Below are 18524 nucleotides of genomic sequence, written 5' to 3'. Positions count from 1 at the left end.
CCCATCTCATCACTTCGGATAGGCCAGTTCCATCTTCGTCAGATGATCCTTATGCCCTACAATGATCAATACATCCCCATCCTCAATCCGATCATCGGCATATGGAGAGATGTTCATTGAATTACCACTACGAATCGCCATCACGTTACAACCGAACCGTGCCCGAATGTTTAGCTCAAGCAAGTTTTTTCCGATCATTTGCTCAGAGGCTCTCATCTCAAGGATACTGTAATCCTCAGACAGCTCAATATAATCCAATATGTTTGGTGAGGTTAGATGATGCGCTACACGCAGACCCATATCCCGTTCAGGATATATGACTTTGTCCGCACCAATTTTTTGTAATACTTTACCGTGGAGCTCATTTTGAGCTTTTACAATAAGAACCGGCACACCCATATCCTTCAGAATGAGCGTAGTCAGAATACTTGCCTGAATATCTTCACCAATTGCCACCACGACAACATCGAAATTTCGTATGCCCAGCGCACGTAGCGCTTCTTCGTCTGTAGAATCGGCCGAGACAGCATGGGTCACCACATTAGACATTTCCTGCGTCCGTTGCTCATCTGCATCAATCGCCAGCACATCGAATCCCATACCACTTAATGCATTGGCTACACTTGATCCAAATCGTCCCATGCCAATCACAGCATACTGTTTCTTTGCCATTAGGATCTTACCCTCCCGCTGCACTTCAGCACTACACATTATTTTGAACCTTCATAAGAGTTAAAATACACGCCACGCTTACTTAAATAATCCTTCGTAGTATACCACAAAGCCTAACAAACTTGAATGCGCTCACGCTTCCCAGGGAACAGTATAACAGCAGCCGAATATACGAGGAGGGAATTGCGATGCCAATTACATTAAGCCTGCGTGACGCGATTGTTCATAAGGTTCATGACAAAAGTGATGATCAGCTCCGAGAGATGATTGAAGGTTCCGTTGACGGGCCTGAGGCAGCTTTACCTGGACTTGGCGCCATTTTCGAAATGATCTGGAAGAACACAGAACCTGCCAAGCAGGAAGAACTGATTCAAATCGCGCAGGAGCATCTGCACACCATTCCCGTACAACCGCTTCGATAATTGAGGCAATAAGGGAAGGTAACCATCAATACGTTTGTTCTGTCTGCAAAAGAAAGCTTTCCCTTATTCGGCGAGGTCATCCTGCCTAAGGTAAGTGGATAGCAATAGATCCCTCCACCAACTGGCGGAGGGATCTTTATCTTTATGCCAAGCGCTAACACACCGCGCTTGCTTATACTACATGATATAAAACAAATTTACACAAAAAACGGAGAGGACAGAAATAACATGAAGAAGCATAGCGTTCGCCTTTATCCCCGGATTTTCCCTTTAAAAAAGGGGGGATCAAAAATCTGGGGATAACAGCGATCGGAAGGTTATTCTGTCATCGGAGTGGTTTGTGTAAATTTACACAGTAAGACTTAACTTAAGGCGCAGTTTCCAAGAATTTAGCCGTCGGATTTTTGTCCATTGCTGTTCTCATCGCATATTCATTCTCGAAGAGCACAACGTAATTGCCTTTTTTATCTTTTACCAGCGTAGAGTTAATACGGAATTTGCTTGGATCAAGGTTTTCGTCCACAATCCAACGTGCGAATTGATACGGCATACGCTGCAATTGCACATCTACCCCATATTCACCCTTCATCCGGTATTCAAATACTTCAAATTGGAGCTGACCTACTACGCCGAGCAATGTCTCGTCGAAGCTAACGGTATTGAAGACCTGAATGGTTCCTTCTTCCGTCAATTGGTCGATCCCTTTTTGATACTGTTTATGTTTTAGCGCATTTTTGACCGTTACTTTGGCGAAAATCTCTGGCGAGAATGTTGGCAATTCGTCGAACACAACTTCACTGCCTTGGCTAAGCGAGTCGCCAATTCGGAAAATCCCTGGATCGAACAGACCAATAATATCTCCAGCATATGCCTCTTCAACGATATCTCGATCTTGAGCAAGGAATTGCTGTGGTTGAGACAATTTGATCTCTTTACCTACACGGTTGTGCTTCACGCTCATCCCACGTTGGAACTTACCAGACACGATCCGTAGGAACGCAATCCGGTCGCGGTGTGCTGGGTTCATATTGGCTTGAATTTTGAACACGTAACCACTGAACTTCTCATTGGTCGGCTCAATATCACCAGCTGTACTATGGCGAGGTTCTGGTTTCGGTGCCAGCTCAAGGAAGTTCTCCAGGAACGTCTGCACGCCGAAATTGTTGATCGCACTACCGAAGAAGATCGGTGTCAATTCGCCACGTTGTACCTTTTCCATATCAAACGGGTCACCCGCTACATCCAGAAGCTCAAGCTCCTGACACAGTTGATCATGCAGGTACTCTCCTGCCATCTCGCGGATAATTGGATCTTTGTATCCATCCACTTTTTGCACTTTGATCGTTGAGTGATCGTCGCCCTGGAACAATTCAACTTGGTTTTTCATGCGATCATATACACCACATAGATCACGACCTGTGCCAATTGGCCAGTTCATCGGTACAGAGCGAATACCAAGGACATTCTCAAGCTCTTCCATTAAGTCAAACGGGCTTTGTCCTTCACGATCCAATTTGTTGATGAATGTGAAGATCGGAATGCCACGCTTCGCACATACTTGGAACAACTTAATCGTCTGTGCCTCGACACCCTTCGCTACGTCAATCAACATAACTGCACTGTCCGCAGCCGTCAGCGTACGATACGTATCTTCACTGAAGTCCTGGTGACCAGGTGTATCCAAAATATTAATCCGATGATCCAAATAATCGAACTGCATCACGGAAGAAGTTACCGAGATCCCCCGTTGTTTCTCAATTTCCATCCAGTCACTTGTTGCATGTTTACTTGCTTTCCGCGCTTTAACTGTTCCCGCGAGACGAATGGCGCCCCCGAATAATAGTAGCTTCTCGGTTAAAGTCGTTTTACCCGCATCCGGGTGAGAGATAATGGCAAACGTCCGGCGTTTGTCCACTTCCTGTTGAAGAATGTTATCTGCAGCTTTGCTCATAGCTTCTATCCCTTTCATCCGTTCATTCACGTTTAATCCGGCTGAGCCGGTCCAATTATTCAATCTTTATTCAAATCCGGCAGAGCCGGTTGATTGTACATTAACTTCCGCCGCAACGTCGTCGGCACATTAGATTCATTTTACACCATTACAATGGAGTTCATCCTCTCCAGATCTGTGTTCCCTTTTATACGGTAATACTGATTCTAAACCCAACTCTCCTATTGTACCATAATCTGTAGTGAAAATAACCGATTACGTTCCGTAGATTTACACTTTTACACAACAAAAAAAGTACCCTTCAGCCAATTTAGCATCCAGGTACTTACCGCTCGTTCTTCATTCAATTTAGAAAATCAAAGCATCCAAGGCGTACTGTCCGCCACCTGTCAGAGCCAGAGCTACACCGACTACTAGAATTGCGAGGTTATACTCGAATCCGTTCTGTGTAGACCAGTATCCATTAGCCCCATGAACCTTCACAATCGCGATCACCATTGTTAATGCGATGAGAATACCGCCAACTGGTGTAAGCAGACCAAGTGCAAGCAGCAATCCACCGCCGAACTCCGCCAAACCTGCCAGCAATGCAACCAACGCACCAGGCTTCATACCCATAGATTCAAACCAACCACCAGTACCTTTAATCCCATATCCACCGAACCAGCCAAACAATTTCTGAGCACCGTGCGCCATAAACGACAAACCAATCACCAAACGAATTAACAACAATCCTACATCCAACATTTCTTTTTCCTCCATTCAATATTTACAAATTGTTATTCTTAGATTAAAGATATTATGCCAAAATTTTTATTCATGAAATGGGTGTAACCCCTAAGCTCGTTTCATTCCAGTTTCATGAGCGCCTCATCTGACTTGCGTCAATCGTTAAGCCGCATCTTTGTTTTTGTTTTGCGTAATTTCTTTATCTGTTGAATTGAGTATAAGTTATATACTTACTTTTTGTCAACATATTATTTTAAGTAATTAAATATCGATGTTTTTTGTTCTTTTCTCCCCTTATCTTCCTCACCAGTATACGTATATCCCCATTCAACATATGCCTCTTATTTTCTAGGCTATACCACACCTCTCTCAGTAAAGCATCTACCCTTAACAAACTATAACGTCATTTAGAATCTATACAGGTTCAACTAAAGATGGTTTACCCTTGCCATTCCGATGACAGAATAACCTTCCGATCGCTGTTATCCCCAGATTTTTTGGATTCCTTTCTTCAAAGGGAAAATCGGGGATAGCCTATGCTTCCGAGGTAGCTTTCTTGCAGAAAGCTTTTAGGCGACCGCTTCGCTTCTTCACGTTATTTCTGTCCGCTCCATTCTCGTGTAAAAAGTTTAGTTGAACTTATATATCCGCTTCATACATGTTTGCTCTTCACACTAAAAAAGACTCAAGACATTCGCCCAGTAGCGAACATCCTGAATCTCCGTTTATGAAGCTTCAGCTCATTAATTATTCACTTGCCAAATCACTCGGTCTTCATCCTGACCATTCACTGGCCACCAGTGGTAACCATCCTGCTCAAGCAACTTATCAGTTGCTTCAGGCCCCCAGGTGCCTGCTGGATACGTATGAAGTTCCCCATGATTGTCAGCCCATGCAGCTGCGATCCGATCCACGAATGACCACGCTGTTGCAACCTCATCCCAACGGGTAAAATACGTCGAATCTCCTTCTGCCGCGTCATGCAGCAGTCGTTCGTAGGCTTCAGGTGAGTTGATGCCGATCATACAGCTCTGGCAAAAGTCCATTGCAAGCGGTTGAATTTCCGAATCCGAGCCCGGTTTCTTGGCATTAATTTTGATATATATGCCTTCCATCGGGTTTACACGAATGACCAGCAAATTTGGTTCTAACTTATATTTCTTGCCGAGATATACGTTGTTTGGCATCGATTTGAATTCAACCACGATTTCGGTCGTTTTCACTGGAAGACGCTTACCTGTCCGAATATAGAACGGTACACCAGCCCAGCGGAAATTATCAACAAACACGCGTGCTGCAAAATAAGTTTCCGTCGTGGAGTCTGGATCAACCTTGTCCTCCTCCCGATACCCTGGAAGCTGCTTCCCTCGATACTCTCCCTTCGTATATTGTCCCCGCACTACATTACTGCTTACCTCTTCGTCTGTTGCAAAAGCACGCAGTGATCGCAGTACCTTAACCTTCTCATCCCTAATGTCCTCAGGGAATAGTCGGCTTGGCGGCTCCATAGCAATCATCGTTAACATCTGCAGCATATGGTTCTGTCCCATATCACGCAGCGCACCAGAGTGGTCATAATATCCTCCGCGCTCTTCCACACCAACCGTCTCACCAAGTGTAATCTGGACATTCGCAATGTGTTTGTTATTCCAAAGTGGCTCAAAAAAAGCATTGCCGAAGCGAATGACCTCAATATTTTGCACCATTTCCTTACCTAGATAATGATCGATTCTGTAGATTTCCTCTTCACGAAACACTTCCCGAATTTGTTCATTCAGCTGTTCTGCCGATTGCAGATCATACCCAAAAGGTTTCTCGATCACAAGCCGATTCCAGCCCTTACTTTCCAGCATCCCACCATCTCTTAGACTGTATGACACGTTACCGAATAGTTCTGGCGCAAGCGCTAGATAAAATAATCGATTACCCGGCGTGTTAAACTTCGCTTCCAAAGCCTCCGTCTGCTCACGTAGCTCTTTGAAACCTTCAACGTTATTAATATCAAGTGATTTGTATTCGAAATGTTGGGCAAAAGCATTCCATTCCTCCGGCTCTCCCGCTGGATAACGACAGAACTCTCGAATGGATTCATGAATGTCTTCCCGGAATTGTTCTGGTGATCTCGGACGCCGTGCTACGCCAATAACCGCGAAGTCATGGGCTAGCTTGCCTTCACGGTATAGACTATAAATGGCCGGAAATAACTTCCGGCGAGCCAAATCGCCCGTTGCTCCAAAAATGAAAAATACTGCGCCAGGTGTCTGCACTTCATCTTGCATTAGTTTTTCGACCATAGGCTCCTCTTTCTTCCGGGGAAGAACACACACTCCAAAGAACTCCCCGAGCTATGTAATGGTGTTATATATGCACAATATACAAACGTCAATTACCAGCATGTTTCTTCTTGGATGTGATGCCATTTTAGCATATCAACTAGGGCGATGCACTAATTTATGGCAGTCTTTGTCCAATTTTTTTCTAGAATTTATCATTAAAACTTCATTGATAAATATTCCATCCATGGTATGAATACTCCTTAACCAAGATCATCATGATTCAAACGATCTACTCAATACACTCAATACATCATACTCAACAATTAGTACTCAATCGTAATGACAGGAAAGCCCAAAGTAACACGGTTCGTTCCTAACACATCATCCTGATGAACGGCCAGCTGCATATTTAATTGATGCGAACCACTGTTCACGGCCAGTGATAACTCAGGAACAACATAAGATACACTTGTTGTGCTGTCATCTTCATACCGTTCCACTGCACTCAGTTTCAGCTTATCTGATAATGCTCCTTCAATGTGTCGTACCGCTGTACCGGCCTGAACCGGAGCGTTGTTGTGATTTTCTATCCCTACAGCAGCCTCTTCCCCTGTACCTTGTACTGAAAAGTTCCAAGTCGCTTTAATACCGACACCTTTAAGTAATCGCTCTACCTGTTCATGCAAAGCGAAATACACACTCCTATCCGTCTCTTCATTGCCGGATAACTGGATGATCGTATAATATTCTGCTGAGCCTGTAACGACAACGTTGACCAGAATACCCACGCCTTCGTTTGACGCCTTCAGTTCACTGCGGTATACATCATGTCCTGTCTGACGAACTAACTCAGGTTTCTGGAGCTGTAGCCCGTCAGCGAGTAATCCCGCTATCTCCTGTGCATCTCCCGTACCTTGCCCCTGCCATTTAAGTACTAAGCGATCTACTTGTTCTATAGCAGCACCTGCCGTGTTCATCATTTGCTCTAACTTCTCACCTTCAGATACACTTTTCTCTGCGTATACTTGAGTAATACCGATTAACATAATGAGTGCTACTGCTAGTACAGCTGTCATCATCCACCGTTTTAACATGCTGATTCCCCCGCTCGTTCTCTATTCTATGAATCTATCAACAGCATGCCCGCTTTCTCTTCGTACTAAACGCTTTATTGCATACAAAAAAAGCCCCATCAACCAATTACTTTGGTTAATCGGACTTTCACACTTAAATCGCTTCTATGTTTTGCTAAGCTTATCGTGTAGATCTAATAGCTTATATAGTAGAACGACCTAGTTGCTCATTTGTCGGTCATCACATTCTCAACGTCCTTACTCTGCAAGTCCATTTTTATAAGCATATATTGCTGCCTGTGTGCGGTCATCTACGCCTAACTTCGCGAGCAGGTTGGTCACATGAAATTTAACCGTCTTAATCCCAATAATCAGATCATCCGCAATATCTTGATTTGATTTCCCTTGGGCAAGCAAACGAAGGACATCCATTTCACGATCCGTCAGTTCCTCATGAGCCGGCGCAGCAGCTTGAGGCTGACGGAAACGATTCATCATCTTGGAAGCTACCTGTGACTCCAGTACGGATTGACCACGTGCTGCAGCACGAATGGCATCAGCCACCTCGTTAGCTCGGGAGGTTTTGAGCAGGTAACTAAAGGCTCCAGCTTCAATAACCGGGTACATTTTCTCATCATCCAAGTAACTCGTCAGAACGATAACCTTACATTCAGGATACATTTTCAGCAATTGCCGTGTAGCTTCAATGCCATCCATACCTTCCATGACTAGATCCATCAGAACAACATCTGGCTTATATTCCTGTGCCAAACGAATGCCCTCTTCCCCGCTTCCTGCTTCACCGACAACTTCAATGCCATCCTCCGTATCAAGAACTGCGGCGAGACCAATCCGAACCATTTCATGGTCATCCACGAGCAGCACCTTAATTGACGTTTCTGACTGTGTGTCCACTTCCGTCTCCTCCATTGACATGTCCTTCCTCACTTTCATCGCTCATCAAAGGTATCGTAATTTCGATCCGTGTTCCTTTACCAGGTGCTGTTACAAATTGAATAGCTCCGCCAATCTCTGTAACACGTTCACGCATGTTCGCTAGCCCATAAGAAGCCTGCTTCTGTTCATCCAGATCGAAGCCTTGACCATCATCTCGAATTAACACTCTAACTGCATCTGGCCGGCGCTGTAGCCTAATCTCCATTTTCTCTGCCTTCGCATGACGTAATGTATTAGACATCGCTTCTTGGACAATACGGAACAGATGATTTTCGATGCCTTTAACCAGGTCAATATCCTCATCGATTTCCAGCACAATGTCCATAGGCACTTTCGTCTTCAGTTCCATGACCAGATCCTTCAAGCCCTGTTCCAGCTGTTTGCCTTCCAGATATACCGGGCGTAAATGCAATAATAAAGCACGCATCTCCGATTGAGCCACGGAAGCCATCTCTTCGATTAGAGCAACCTGCCGCTGAGCACGTTCAAAATCCTTTTCCATTTTCCGTCCAACTGCTGTTGCTGTCATGGAAATTGCAAATAACTGCTGAGATACCGCATCATGCAATTCTCTTGCGAGACGCTGCCGTTCTTCCACAATCGCCGTAACTCTTGCTTGCTCTGCAAGCTGAGCGTTGTTGGTGGATAGTCGCTGTAGCGAAGTGACCTGATCCTCCCACTTCTTACCGATCCGCCCAAGCTGATCGCTTAGACGCCCAACGTCGTCCATGCCTAGATCAGGCACCGTGCGGGAAAGAGATCCTTTTTCCCACTGCAGCAACGTTTCTCGCAACAATTCTAGTCTGCGTTTCACCCGATAGCTCTGATAAAAGCCAAATGCTGCACCGATTCCAATTAACAATAGTAACAATGCCACACCTGATTGGATCAGATGTCTCCAGCCTGCAAACGGAGCCAGATAACCATATGTATATAGTACATACAAGACAACTGCGAGCACAATGAAAACAAGGAGGATTCCTTCACGCATACTTCGGGTTACCATGTCGGTATGTCGTTTTGTGTTCATACAGGTCTCCTCCTTTATCTCTTTTTAATTACTACGGATTACTGATGCTTAGGTCGCCAACAATATAAGAAATTACGAATTTTGCTTTATGTTCACTGGACTCATAGCCAGGAGTTCTCCAAATTATTTTATTCATCATCCCACTGTCCTGCTCGCCATTCAGATTAACGCGGCCAAACAGTACGAATGCTTCAATTTCAACGCCATAGTCTTCAGGCAAAGTCAAGCGTACATTACCCATAACGCCTTGAAGTAATACAATAGTTTGTTTCTCTTCGGGTATAGATAGCGATAAATCCGCGTTTACTTCCCCCATGGCATGCCACAAACTCATACTTTGTAACCGCCAAGGCTGTTGATCCCAATAAAACCGCGCCATAAAATTTTGTCTACGCATGACATTTTCATTCAGATGAATCTTCTTTGTTTTGGAGTAGAAAAAAGCGAGTGAGGCAAGTACGATCAAAAATACAATCATCAAATTATCGAGCAACAAAAGTGCTGCACCAATTCCCAAACAACGATATCCTTTACGTGTAACACCTTTTTGAACTTGAATCATTCCATACGTTAGCAGGATCAGTGCGGCAAGAGTTAGAAAGTTCATATTTTGATTCAATAACATTAAGGCGCCAACAACAATGATTAACACTGCAAGCCATTGATTTTTTTTATTCATCTCCACCGCACCTCCTCTGTAAACGTCATCTTCTCTATTCGATGGAAAAGCCATACCAGGCACTGAGGTCCCGTATGGCTTAACCTTTGCTCTACAAACCGTTCTCTATTCACGATTTATAGAATATCATATTGTTTGCATAGCGAACAGTTATTCTTTTGAAGTGCTGCCTGCATCATTTTTGGAGCCATTGCCCATTTTATTTTTCAAAGCTTGCAGTTGTTGATCAACTTTGAACTGTTTTTCGGCATCCACAGGATTAGTGTACGTGGATTGTGTGTTGCGATATGGTGCACGGATTACGTCAGCTTCAGCTTCCATTTGCATGATTTTTTCTTCCATGCGGTGGAATCCAAGTGATGCGCCTCCGCTCTCGATGCTGTGCAAGCTGTTGATTTGAGACATTTGTTTTTTCGCTTTAGCCATCTGAGCACGAGATACCAGTTCATTGCGTTTGTTACGCATTTTGTAGAACTCATCTTTCATGTCATGAAGCTGTTGCAACAGGTCTTTAGCTTGAGCTTCCGATTGTGCATGAAGATCGCTGTATTCCGTAATTTTTTGATCAAAGTAGATTTTCTCTTCCAGCAATTTGCGAGCTACTTCTTCCTGACCATTAGCCAAGGCAGCTTCAGCTTGAGACTCACGTTGTACAGATGTGCGCTCTGCTTCATCCAAACGTTGTTTCATGCGGCGCTCGTTTGCCATTTGTTTAGCAACAGTAACCTCTGCCTCGTGAATCTCAGCCTCCATATCACGCAGATACTGATTCAACATTACAATTGGGTCTTCCACTTTATCCAACATATCATTAACCGACGCTTTCGTCATATCCTTAATCCGTTTAAATACTCCCATTTTACTTTTCTCCCTTCTCGTAACGAGATAATTTTTGGCGAAGCTCTTCAACTTCTTTTTTCAATGCTTTTTTCTCAATATCTTTCATCATGGAGTCCAGATCACTTTCTTGATGTGCCCCAGCTCCGTAGCCATTGTTGTCATATGAACGTGGATCAGATTGCGGTCTTCCGTTGTACCCTGGACCAGGGCCGAAGCTTCCATGACCTGATTGGTTCGGGTTATTTTGATAAGGGCCTCTTGGTGGCTGATGATCATAGTTGTTGTATCCTCTGCCAGGCCCTGCCCCGTATCCGTATGGATCATATGGTGGATAAGGTTCTTTGGGGACTACCAGTGCTGCAATGAAATAAATTAACAACGACGTGCCGCCAGTTACGAAGATACTGATGACGAAGATGATCCGAAGTAGTGTGGAATCCATACCAATGGATTCGGATATCCCGCCACACAAACCGGTCAGCATTCGGTCACGCGTTGAGCGGTATAATTTGCTCATGTACTTACTCCTTTCGTTTACTTGTATCCTCTTACGTGATCGTATGGATCAGCGTAATAGGTTTCCTTCGGCACCACCAATGCAGCGATGAAGTAGATGAGCAGTGATGTACCTCCCGTAGCGAAAATACTGATGAAGAAGATGAGACGTAGCAGCGTAGAACTGAGTCCGAGATTCTCGGAGATGCCGCCGATCAAACCTGTCAGCATCCGATTACGCGTTGAGCGGTATAATTTACTCATTTTAACTACTCCTTTTTGTCATTGTTTAATTTCTGTTTCAGCCTTTCCAGCTCTTTATCCAGCGTTCCGGAAGACATGCTTCCTGCTGATCCAGAACCATCCTGACCCATACGGCGTATATCCCGTAAGCTTTGTGCTTCGTATTCAAGGTCAGAGACTTGATCATCCAGTCGATTGAACATACGTGGGACATTCTGACCGTTGTTATAGTGACTTCTCTGATTCATTCGTTGTTGTAACTGAATGGTTTGCATCCGTGCGTAGTAATATTGGCGCTTACTGTAGACATTTTGATATTCTACTTTGAGCTGATCGATCTGTTCATCGAGTTCCTGTAATGCCGCATTACTTTGGGCGTACAATTCGTTGTACTGATCCATTTTTTCTTCATGTAGAATTTTTTCTTGGAGAGCAAGTTTAGCAAGATGCTCCTCACCTGCTTTTAGAGCCATTGAAGCTTGTTCTTCACGTTTGTGTACCATCGCTGCTGCTTGATCAGCTTGTTGTTTCATCTGTCTGGTATGACTTGCATATTGATGACGAAGCTTCTCTGCTTCACCGATGTCTTGGCGGGTCGAGATCAGAAACTGGTCAATCAGTTTGACTGGATCCTGACTTTGCTCCAAATGTTCATTCAACGTAGCTACGGTAATATCCCGCATTCGACGAAATACACTCATTATATTCTGTCCTCCTTCTCATAATCGTGAAAGCTTAGTAACGGCGATGACGACTGCGTTTATTCCCCAGCATCGATACCCCTAAGATAATCAACCCGATTGCGATAATTGGTCCAAGCAACCAAGATAATTTACCGATCAATGCGATGATACCGATGATCAGTACGATCCATCCTAGCGTTGTGTTACCTCGCTTCACTCCGTAGTATCCAAGTGCAATCATCAGAATCGGAATTAAATATCCCATCATGTATCCTAGCAAAGGTGTTAACTTTCCGAAGAGGATGAGTGCGCCTAGCGCAATCAGTACAATCGCCCAGCCGTTTCCTTTATTCCATCTCATTATGTTTTCCACCGCCCTTTCCGTGTGCGTTTGTTTCTTGTTTAACCTTATGTCCTTATTCTAGGGGAATTTGCGACTTTTCAAAACAGACCGTGGACGGTTTTTCATCCTAGACTCAGGTCGGGGATCATATTCGACCTTTGGCTATCTCTGTATCAGACCTTGATCTGACAAGGTTCGCACAAGCCTCCTTATCCCCCTATTACCCGCATTAGAGCCCCGTATGACCTTCCATCTACAGATACAGATGCAGATACAATCCTTACCCTAAGTTACGTTTATGATGAGTTCGCGTTTCTACATCATAGCCCTAGAAGAGAAGTATCCAACGCAACTCTCGTTGTATATTACTTTTTTATCCATATAATCTAAATTTAGATTGTTTTAATTGTAAGCGTTTACTAAAATGAGGATATGACTACCTTTATGTCAGGAGATGACCTGTGCGATCCTTAACTTATTTACATAAAATGATAGTGTATGGCATTCTGCTGAGCACGTTACCGATTCTTTTGACCGGCATTGCGGCTTTTCTCTACTCTTCCCATCAGATGGAGTCACATCGTATTCAAGCGAATCAACAGCTACTTTCACAAATGCAATCAAACGTAGAGCACAAACTTGCGACAGTCAGTTATATGTTGGATCAAGCGACTCGTTCTCCAGTGACTATACAATCTCTGTCTTCACCTCATCTAAGCCCAAAGCAAGCTATTGCGAACAAACTGCAATCCGAGTTCCAACATATGAGATCCTGGGAACCATTAATGGACATTACACTGGTTAACCAAACCCAGGACTGGCTTATCGATCATGCAGGACTTTATCTGAATACGGATTTCCCACTGTCCCTCCCTATGAAAGACTTACTGTCGAATACGCTCACATCAGGTTGGCAACTTGTCCCGTCCTCTCTCTTTAACAACCAAGAGCGGATGAAGAGTTCTGGCTGTAATTATCATATTGCACTAGCAAGGTCGATCCAAACGATAAATAATGAAACTAACTCAGCTCTTATTGCTGGAATACCTGCATGTTCACTACAGACTCCCTCTGAGGCAAAAGATACGAATTCATCCGCTTCAGGACTGATCATTGTCAACCGTGAACAACGTATCATTGCACATCCAGATCCTAGCTATATGGGTAAACCCTTAGCTGCGACCGGCTTAATCAATAGTGACACTGGGGTAAGCCTGAGTGAGCAACTCTCTCCTGCTTCGCTTCCGGCATCCTCTTCCTACGGTGAACTGCGTACGTCAGATCAGCACTATTCCATGGTGTACTCCCAATCCCCACTAAAAGGATGGAGCTATATTCTGGTTACGCCGATGAATATCCTGAATCGTGAGTACATTCAAGTCGCATTACACACGATGTATATCAGCATTGGAATGTTACTTCTTTCCCTGCTGCTTTCCTGGCTAGGTTCAAAACGAATGCATACTCCCATTCGTAGACTTCTATCCCAAGTTGGCATTAAAGAGCAAGTAGCAGCAACAGCTACAAGCTCACTGCAAGTGGATTCCGAGATTTCCATGGATGAGTTCGAACAAATTAGAGCTGGCGTCTCTCAATTATCTGCATCCCGTTCTCAGCTTGAGAACAAGTTGAATCATTATGTGATGCAGACACGCAACCATTTCTTAATGAATATATTTCTGGGAAAATATCCACCCACTAAGCTACAACATATCTTGAATGAACAAGGATATGCCTCTAAGCTCAAACATTGGCAACATATCGCCGTCATAACGATACAAGCAGATCTTGTGAATCATGCAAAATATAGCTCACAAGACCGGGAATTGCTCCTGTTCGCTATTCAAAATATGTTAGAGGAAACGATCTTGCCTGAGTTGCAATTGCTTCCGATTGTAATCGAGCAGACCGTTGTAACGGTCATTGGAACCTATGAATCAGATTCAGATGAGTTTACGATGCAGCTATATGCTCAAACAGAGCAACTGCAACGACGAGTTCAGGATCTGCTCAGTTTACGGATAAGCATTGGAATCAGTCAGTCCTATCCTTCTCTATTCGAAGTGCACCAAGCCTATACTGAGGCTCTTGAGGCTCTCCAGCATCGTCTCAAATTAGGGACAGGCGTTATTATTCCATATAAGACCGTTAAGACCCACATTTCGCATGGGTCGATGGTTTACCCGGAGTCATTCGAGTACGAATTAATTCAGGCTATTCAATCCGTGGATGAAACTGAAGCTATTTCTATGCTCCATCAGCTACTTGAGTATGTATTTAATATGGAATCAACACCAGAAGAGTATCAGTTGATGCTGATGCGATTGCTTACACGTATTTTGTTAATGATGCAGGAAGTTGGCGTACCTCTAGGGCAGATTACAATTGGACAGAGCAGCATGTTTAGAGAACTCTTTACTCTCCAGTCTGCAGCTGAAGTTGAACACTGGTTTACCCAACGTATTATCATGCCGATTGTAACTATTCTTAAGGAAAGGCAGTATGCACAATACCCTCATATTTCTGAGAAAATAATTGCTCTTATCCAGCAGCGCTATGATACAGATCTTACATTAGAGGAGTGCGCTGCCCTTCTCCACTACAATGCCAATTATCTAAGCGGTGTATTCCGCAAGGAAACAGGCTGTTCCTTCAGTGAATACCTAACCAAACATCGATTTACGATAGCTAAGAAGTGGTTAGAAGAGACCGATCTCACAGTTAAGGATATTGCAGCCAGGCTTCGGTACAACAACCCGCAGAACTTTATCCGTTCTTTTCGCAAGTGGGAGGGTATCACACCTGGACAATACCGAGAACGTAAACGTCGAGCTGGTTATGTACAGGAAGGTCGTTCATTTGGGAAATAGTTTGGCGAGGTGTCAGATTCATTACACCGCCTCAGGAGATACACGCGGTGCGGCTATCTCCTGATCTATCTCATCACAATAACTTGTATACTGCTCTGTTCGTAATTGGAGACCGGAAATGACGGGGAGAGTCGGAAATTGAATGCAAAAAAGGAGCAGATGATCTGCTCCTTTTTATTTATATAACACTCATTAACATTAATTAATTGGTCTTCTTTAATAACACCCATTGTTGTTATGAGATCTTTATTTTATTTGTTTGTGAGAACCTTCATGTTTGGCTGTTCCAACTGAATCAGGATTTTACCAAACCGTCCTCCTCTTAAAAATGTCACTGTTCCATTATCATATGTCTTCCTAATGTATTGCTCAGCTAGGCCAAGTGATTGTTCGTCCGTTGGTAGACCATACGTATTCAGCCATTCAGGTAGCTTCTCTACAACTTCTTCCACAGGCAGTTCAACGGTATTCACTTCCTTGGTGATTAGTGTTGTATAGGAGTATCCCTTCAGATAGAGCAACTGTTGAATGAATCCCATATCACTTGGTTTAAATGTTGGCTCCACCTCAAGTACTTTTCTTAGCTCATCAATTAGTGTATGTTCCCGTTGTCCAGCCATTGTACTGATGTACACATACTTACGGGCAGAACTAATGGCCTGCTCAATCGTTTCCCAATCGGACATTGCTGGACACATTGAGGCAAAGGCAACATCGTACTTTTTCCTCCAACCTTTCTGCTCAATAGATATTTCTTCAAAACGCTCGCATACGATTTCAATCTTAGATGTCAAAGCTGCTGGAATTTTCTCCTTCATCAAGGAAACGAGTAGCTCAGAAGGTTCGACCGCTGTTACGGTTGCGCCCTTCTCTGCGAACGGAATCGTGAAAATGCCAGAAGCAGCCCCGATATCTAAAACGGACATTCCTTCAAAGTCCACGCCTTGATTCTCAATCCAACCCATAATGCGCCCAGAACGCGCCTTCCCCTCTGTTGTAAAGGATTGCTGGTGATACTCTCTAGCCCATCTTTCAAAAGCTTCTGCTGAATCAAAAGGAGCACTTTGCTTTTTATATTTGGGACTCCTCGGTCTATTCTTCCATGCCTCTTCCCACACAGAAAGATCGAATAATCCTTGAGCGATATCTACTTCATTGCTTGGTGTTACTTCTGTTTCTGTCATCTCTACACACTCCATTTCTTCATTCAGATTATTGGATTCACTTCATTGATTTTAATTCATCACGTAGAGACTCTACGACTTAGAAACTTGATGATATTTAAACTTTACGAATTCACTTCATCTTCTCTACTTATAGCTCAAATGTTTTTTTAATAAATATAAAGGAGTCATTATATCTTTAATTAGATGCAGCAGCACATAAATGATAACTCCTTTGTACCTACATCATTATTAGTTAAATTATGTAGAGCCTAAGTTAATTAAGGATTTAATATATCTATAATATATCCAATAACAAATTACGTCAATATACAGATAACAGAACTGACTGAACGGATATAGTTTCAACTTACACATTATTGAACATTAAGTATTCTCTCTTTACAAAAATAACCCTATGAATTGCAAGTGCAATCCATAGGGTTATACGTTATACCGGCGAGAGGACTCGAACCTCCACGGTTTCCCACTCGATTTTGAGTCGAGCGCGTCTGCCATTCCGCCACGCCGGCACATATTCTTTTTTGCTTATTGAGAAAATAACTGGAGGCGCCACCCAGATTCGAACTGGGGATAAAGCTTTTGCAGAGCTGTGCCTTACCACTTGGCTATGGCGCCATATTCATTTGGAGCGGAAGACGGGAATCGAACCCGCGACCCTCGCCTTGGCAAGGCGATGCTCTACCGCTGAGCCACTTCCGCATAATGGCTGGGGATATAGGATTTGAACCTATGCATGACGGAGTCAAAGTCCGTTGCCTTACCGCTTGGCTAATCCCCATAGACAAAACAAAGGGGCGATCGAGGGGAATTGAACCCCCGAATGCCGGATCCACAAACCGGTGCGTTAACCACTTCGCCACGATCGCCATATATACTATACTTTAAAGATTAATTGGCAGGGGCAGCAGGAATTGAACCCACACCAACGGTTTTGGAGACCGTTGTTCTACCTTTAAACTATGCCCCTAAAAACTGGTGGAGGATGATGGATTCGAACCACCGAACCCGTACGGGAGCAGATTTACAGTCTGATGCGTTTGGCCACTTCGCTAATCCTCCATAAGTGGTGCCGGCGAGAGGACTTGAACCCCCAACCTACTGATTACAAGTCAGTTGCTCTACCAGTTGAGCTACACCGGCGTATTAAGTTATAAATGGTGGCTCGGGACGGAATCGAACCGCCGACACGAGGATTTTCAGTCCTCTGCTCTACCGACTGAGCTACCGAGCCATAATAAAGTTCAAACTTAAACGTTACACTTTACCTTGGGCGTCGGTGCCTTATATCAGATCTAGTGAACAGTTTCCTCATGTGGGAAATATGGCGGAACCGACGGGATTCGAACCCGCGATCTCCTGCGTGACAGGCAGGCATGTTAGGCCAACTACACCACGGTTCCAGATCACTTTCGTCAGAAAGTTTAATTGCGGGGGCAGGATTTGAACCTGCGGCCTTCGGGTTATGAGCCCGACGAGCTACCGGGCTGCTCCACCCCGCGTCGTTATAAAGATATATGGTGGAGGCTGAGGGGATCGAACCCCCGACCCTCTGCTTGTAAGGCAGATGCTCTCCCAGCTGAGCTAAGCCTCCGAATAACACATTTATGATCTTAACATATAACCGCTATTAAAATCAACTTCTTTTTTTGAAGAAGGAATGACCCGTAGGGGATTCGAACCCCTGTTACCTCCGTGAAAGGGAGGTGTCTTAACCCCTTGACCAACGGGCCTTGCTAAAAAAATTATCTGGCGGAGAGAGAGGGATTCGAACCCTCGAGACGCTTGTGACGCCTACACGATTTCCAATCGTGCTCCTTCGGCCAGCTCGGACACCTCTCCATATGGCTCCCCGAACAGGGCTCGAACCTGTGACAACTCGATTAACAGTCGAGTGCTCTACCAACTGAGCTATCAGGGAATATAATTCATTCAGAGTGTTGTTCTCTGAAAACTAGATTCGAAACGAAAGTCTGCGATAGAACTTGCTAATTGGATAAGCCCTCGACCGATTAGTACTGGTCAGCTCCATGCATTACTGCACTTCCACCCCCAGCCTATCTACCTCGTCGTCTTC

At 44.2% G+C, this 18524-nt stretch carries 16 protein-coding genes, 15 tRNA genes and 1 rRNA gene; 2 read left to right on the top strand and 30 right to left on the bottom strand.

The features are described 5' to 3' along the window. Positions 1–9 precede the first annotated feature (9 nt). Positions 10–672, bottom strand: a complete 663-nt coding sequence (locus tag J2T19_RS16815) for a potassium channel family protein (RefSeq protein ID WP_056698232.1) — start codon at positions 670–672, stop codon at positions 10–12. A gap of 188 nt (positions 673–860) precedes the next feature. Here J2T19_RS16815 and sspI point away from each other — a divergent pair, with 188 nt between their 5' ends. Further along, on the top strand, positions 861–1094 hold the full coding sequence (sspI, locus tag J2T19_RS16810) for a small acid-soluble spore protein SspI (RefSeq protein ID WP_056698227.1): 234 nt from the start codon (positions 861–863) through the stop codon (positions 1092–1094). A gap of 367 nt (positions 1095–1461) precedes the next feature. On the opposite strand, the gene J2T19_RS16805 is transcribed toward sspI, so the two are convergent. The 12 genes from J2T19_RS16805 to J2T19_RS16750 all read right to left on the bottom strand — a co-directional run bounded on the left by J2T19_RS16805 (position 1462) and on the right by J2T19_RS16750 (position 12411). Beyond that, positions 1462–3045: a peptide chain release factor 3 gene (locus J2T19_RS16805; protein WP_307218067.1), complete on the bottom strand. Its 1584-nt coding sequence runs from the start codon at positions 3043–3045 to the stop codon at positions 1462–1464. A gap of 348 nt (positions 3046–3393) precedes the next feature. Continuing rightward, entirely contained in the window at positions 3394–3792 is a 399-nt protein-coding gene (locus tag J2T19_RS16800; protein WP_053783291.1) for a DoxX family protein, read from the bottom strand. 725 nt (positions 3793–4517) lie between these two features. Then, positions 4518–6068 carry a glucose-6-phosphate dehydrogenase gene (gene zwf, locus J2T19_RS16795; RefSeq protein WP_307217704.1) on the bottom strand — a complete coding sequence of 517 codons (1551 nt, stop codon included), beginning with the start codon at positions 6066–6068 and terminating at the stop codon, positions 4518–4520. A 305-nt stretch (positions 6069–6373) separates the two neighbouring features. Then, positions 6374–7144, bottom strand: a complete 771-nt coding sequence (locus J2T19_RS16790; RefSeq protein WP_307217703.1) for a YwmB family TATA-box binding protein — start codon at positions 7142–7144, stop codon at positions 6374–6376. A gap of 237 nt (positions 7145–7381) precedes the next feature. Next, positions 7382–8053, bottom strand: coding sequence for a response regulator transcription factor (locus tag J2T19_RS16785; RefSeq protein ID WP_128103528.1), 672 nt, complete (start codon positions 8051–8053; stop codon positions 7382–7384). Then, positions 8010–9110: a sensor histidine kinase gene (locus J2T19_RS16780; RefSeq protein ID WP_307217700.1), complete on the bottom strand. Its 1101-nt coding sequence runs from the start codon at positions 9108–9110 to the stop codon at positions 8010–8012. The genes J2T19_RS16785 and J2T19_RS16780 overlap by 44 nt, the downstream gene beginning before the upstream one ends. Positions 9111–9141: 31 nt before the next feature. After that, entirely contained in the window at positions 9142–9789 is a 648-nt protein-coding gene (liaF, locus tag J2T19_RS16775; RefSeq protein ID WP_307217698.1) for a cell wall-active antibiotics response protein LiaF, read from the bottom strand. A 150-nt stretch (positions 9790–9939) separates the two neighbouring features. After that, the gene (locus tag J2T19_RS16770) at positions 9940–10647 is read right to left on the bottom strand and encodes a PspA/IM30 family protein (RefSeq protein WP_145053471.1); all 708 of its coding nucleotides are present in this window, start codon (positions 10645–10647) and stop codon (positions 9940–9942) included. Position 10648: 1 nt separating this feature from the next. Next, the gene (locus tag J2T19_RS16765; RefSeq protein ID WP_307217695.1) at positions 10649–11146 is read right to left on the bottom strand and encodes a PspC domain-containing protein; all 498 of its coding nucleotides are present in this window, start codon (positions 11144–11146) and stop codon (positions 10649–10651) included. Positions 11147–11163: 17 nt separating this feature from the next. Next, positions 11164–11388, bottom strand: coding sequence for a PspC domain-containing protein (locus tag J2T19_RS16760; RefSeq protein WP_056698202.1), 225 nt, complete (start codon positions 11386–11388; stop codon positions 11164–11166). Between the two features lie 5 nt (positions 11389–11393). Next, on the bottom strand, positions 11394–12068 hold the full coding sequence (locus tag J2T19_RS16755) for a PspA/IM30 family protein (protein ID WP_307217693.1): 675 nt from the start codon (positions 12066–12068) through the stop codon (positions 11394–11396). A 34-nt stretch (positions 12069–12102) separates the two neighbouring features. Then, positions 12103–12411, bottom strand: coding sequence for a LiaF transmembrane domain-containing protein (locus J2T19_RS16750; protein ID WP_056698194.1), 309 nt, complete (start codon positions 12409–12411; stop codon positions 12103–12105). 443 nt (positions 12412–12854) lie between these two features. Here J2T19_RS16750 and J2T19_RS16745 point away from each other — a divergent pair, with 443 nt between their 5' ends. Then, positions 12855–15263: a helix-turn-helix domain-containing protein gene (locus J2T19_RS16745; protein WP_307217690.1), complete on the top strand. Its 2409-nt coding sequence runs from the start codon at positions 12855–12857 to the stop codon at positions 15261–15263. 251 nt (positions 15264–15514) lie between these two features. On the opposite strand, the gene J2T19_RS16740 is transcribed toward J2T19_RS16745, so the two are convergent. The 17 genes from J2T19_RS16740 to J2T19_RS16660 all read right to left on the bottom strand — a co-directional run. Next, positions 15515–16447: a class I SAM-dependent methyltransferase gene (locus J2T19_RS16740; RefSeq protein WP_307217688.1), complete on the bottom strand. Its 933-nt coding sequence runs from the start codon at positions 16445–16447 to the stop codon at positions 15515–15517. A gap of 433 nt (positions 16448–16880) precedes the next feature. Further along, a tRNA-Leu gene (locus J2T19_RS16735) sits at positions 16881–16959 on the bottom strand. Positions 16960–16991: 32 nt separating this feature from the next. Next, positions 16992–17065, bottom strand: a tRNA-Cys gene (locus tag J2T19_RS16730). 9 nt (positions 17066–17074) lie between these two features. After that, a tRNA-Gly gene (locus J2T19_RS16725) sits at positions 17075–17149 on the bottom strand. A 4-nt stretch (positions 17150–17153) separates the two neighbouring features. Next, positions 17154–17228: transfer RNA gene (locus J2T19_RS16720), tRNA-Gln, on the bottom strand. Between the two features lie 15 nt (positions 17229–17243). Then, positions 17244–17316 (bottom strand) — tRNA-His (locus tag J2T19_RS16715). A gap of 27 nt (positions 17317–17343) precedes the next feature. After that, a tRNA-Trp gene (locus J2T19_RS16710) sits at positions 17344–17417 on the bottom strand. A gap of 6 nt (positions 17418–17423) precedes the next feature. Further along, positions 17424–17509, bottom strand: a tRNA-Tyr gene (locus J2T19_RS16705). A 5-nt stretch (positions 17510–17514) separates the two neighbouring features. Next, positions 17515–17590: transfer RNA gene (locus J2T19_RS16700), tRNA-Thr, on the bottom strand. A 15-nt stretch (positions 17591–17605) separates the two neighbouring features. Continuing rightward, positions 17606–17681 (bottom strand) — tRNA-Phe (locus J2T19_RS16695). 91 nt (positions 17682–17772) lie between these two features. Next, a tRNA-Asp gene (locus tag J2T19_RS16690) sits at positions 17773–17850 on the bottom strand. Between the two features lie 25 nt (positions 17851–17875). Then, positions 17876–17949 (bottom strand) — tRNA-Met (locus J2T19_RS16685). A gap of 16 nt (positions 17950–17965) precedes the next feature. After that, positions 17966–18041 (bottom strand) — tRNA-Val (locus J2T19_RS16680). 67 nt (positions 18042–18108) lie between these two features. Further along, positions 18109–18180 (bottom strand) — tRNA-Glu (locus J2T19_RS16675). Between the two features lie 17 nt (positions 18181–18197). Continuing rightward, positions 18198–18289: transfer RNA gene (locus tag J2T19_RS16670), tRNA-Ser, on the bottom strand. Between the two features lie 3 nt (positions 18290–18292). Continuing rightward, a tRNA-Asn gene (locus tag J2T19_RS16665) sits at positions 18293–18368 on the bottom strand. A gap of 71 nt (positions 18369–18439) precedes the next feature. Next, positions 18440–18524 (bottom strand): 23S ribosomal RNA (locus tag J2T19_RS16660); the annotation flags it as partial.

Source organism: Paenibacillus tundrae, from assembly GCF_030812775.1.
Lineage (GTDB): Bacteria > Bacillota > Bacilli > Paenibacillales > Paenibacillaceae > Paenibacillus > Paenibacillus tundrae_A.
Note: the sequence above shows the minus strand (reverse complement) of the source record. Positions and strands in the feature narration are given on the sequence as shown.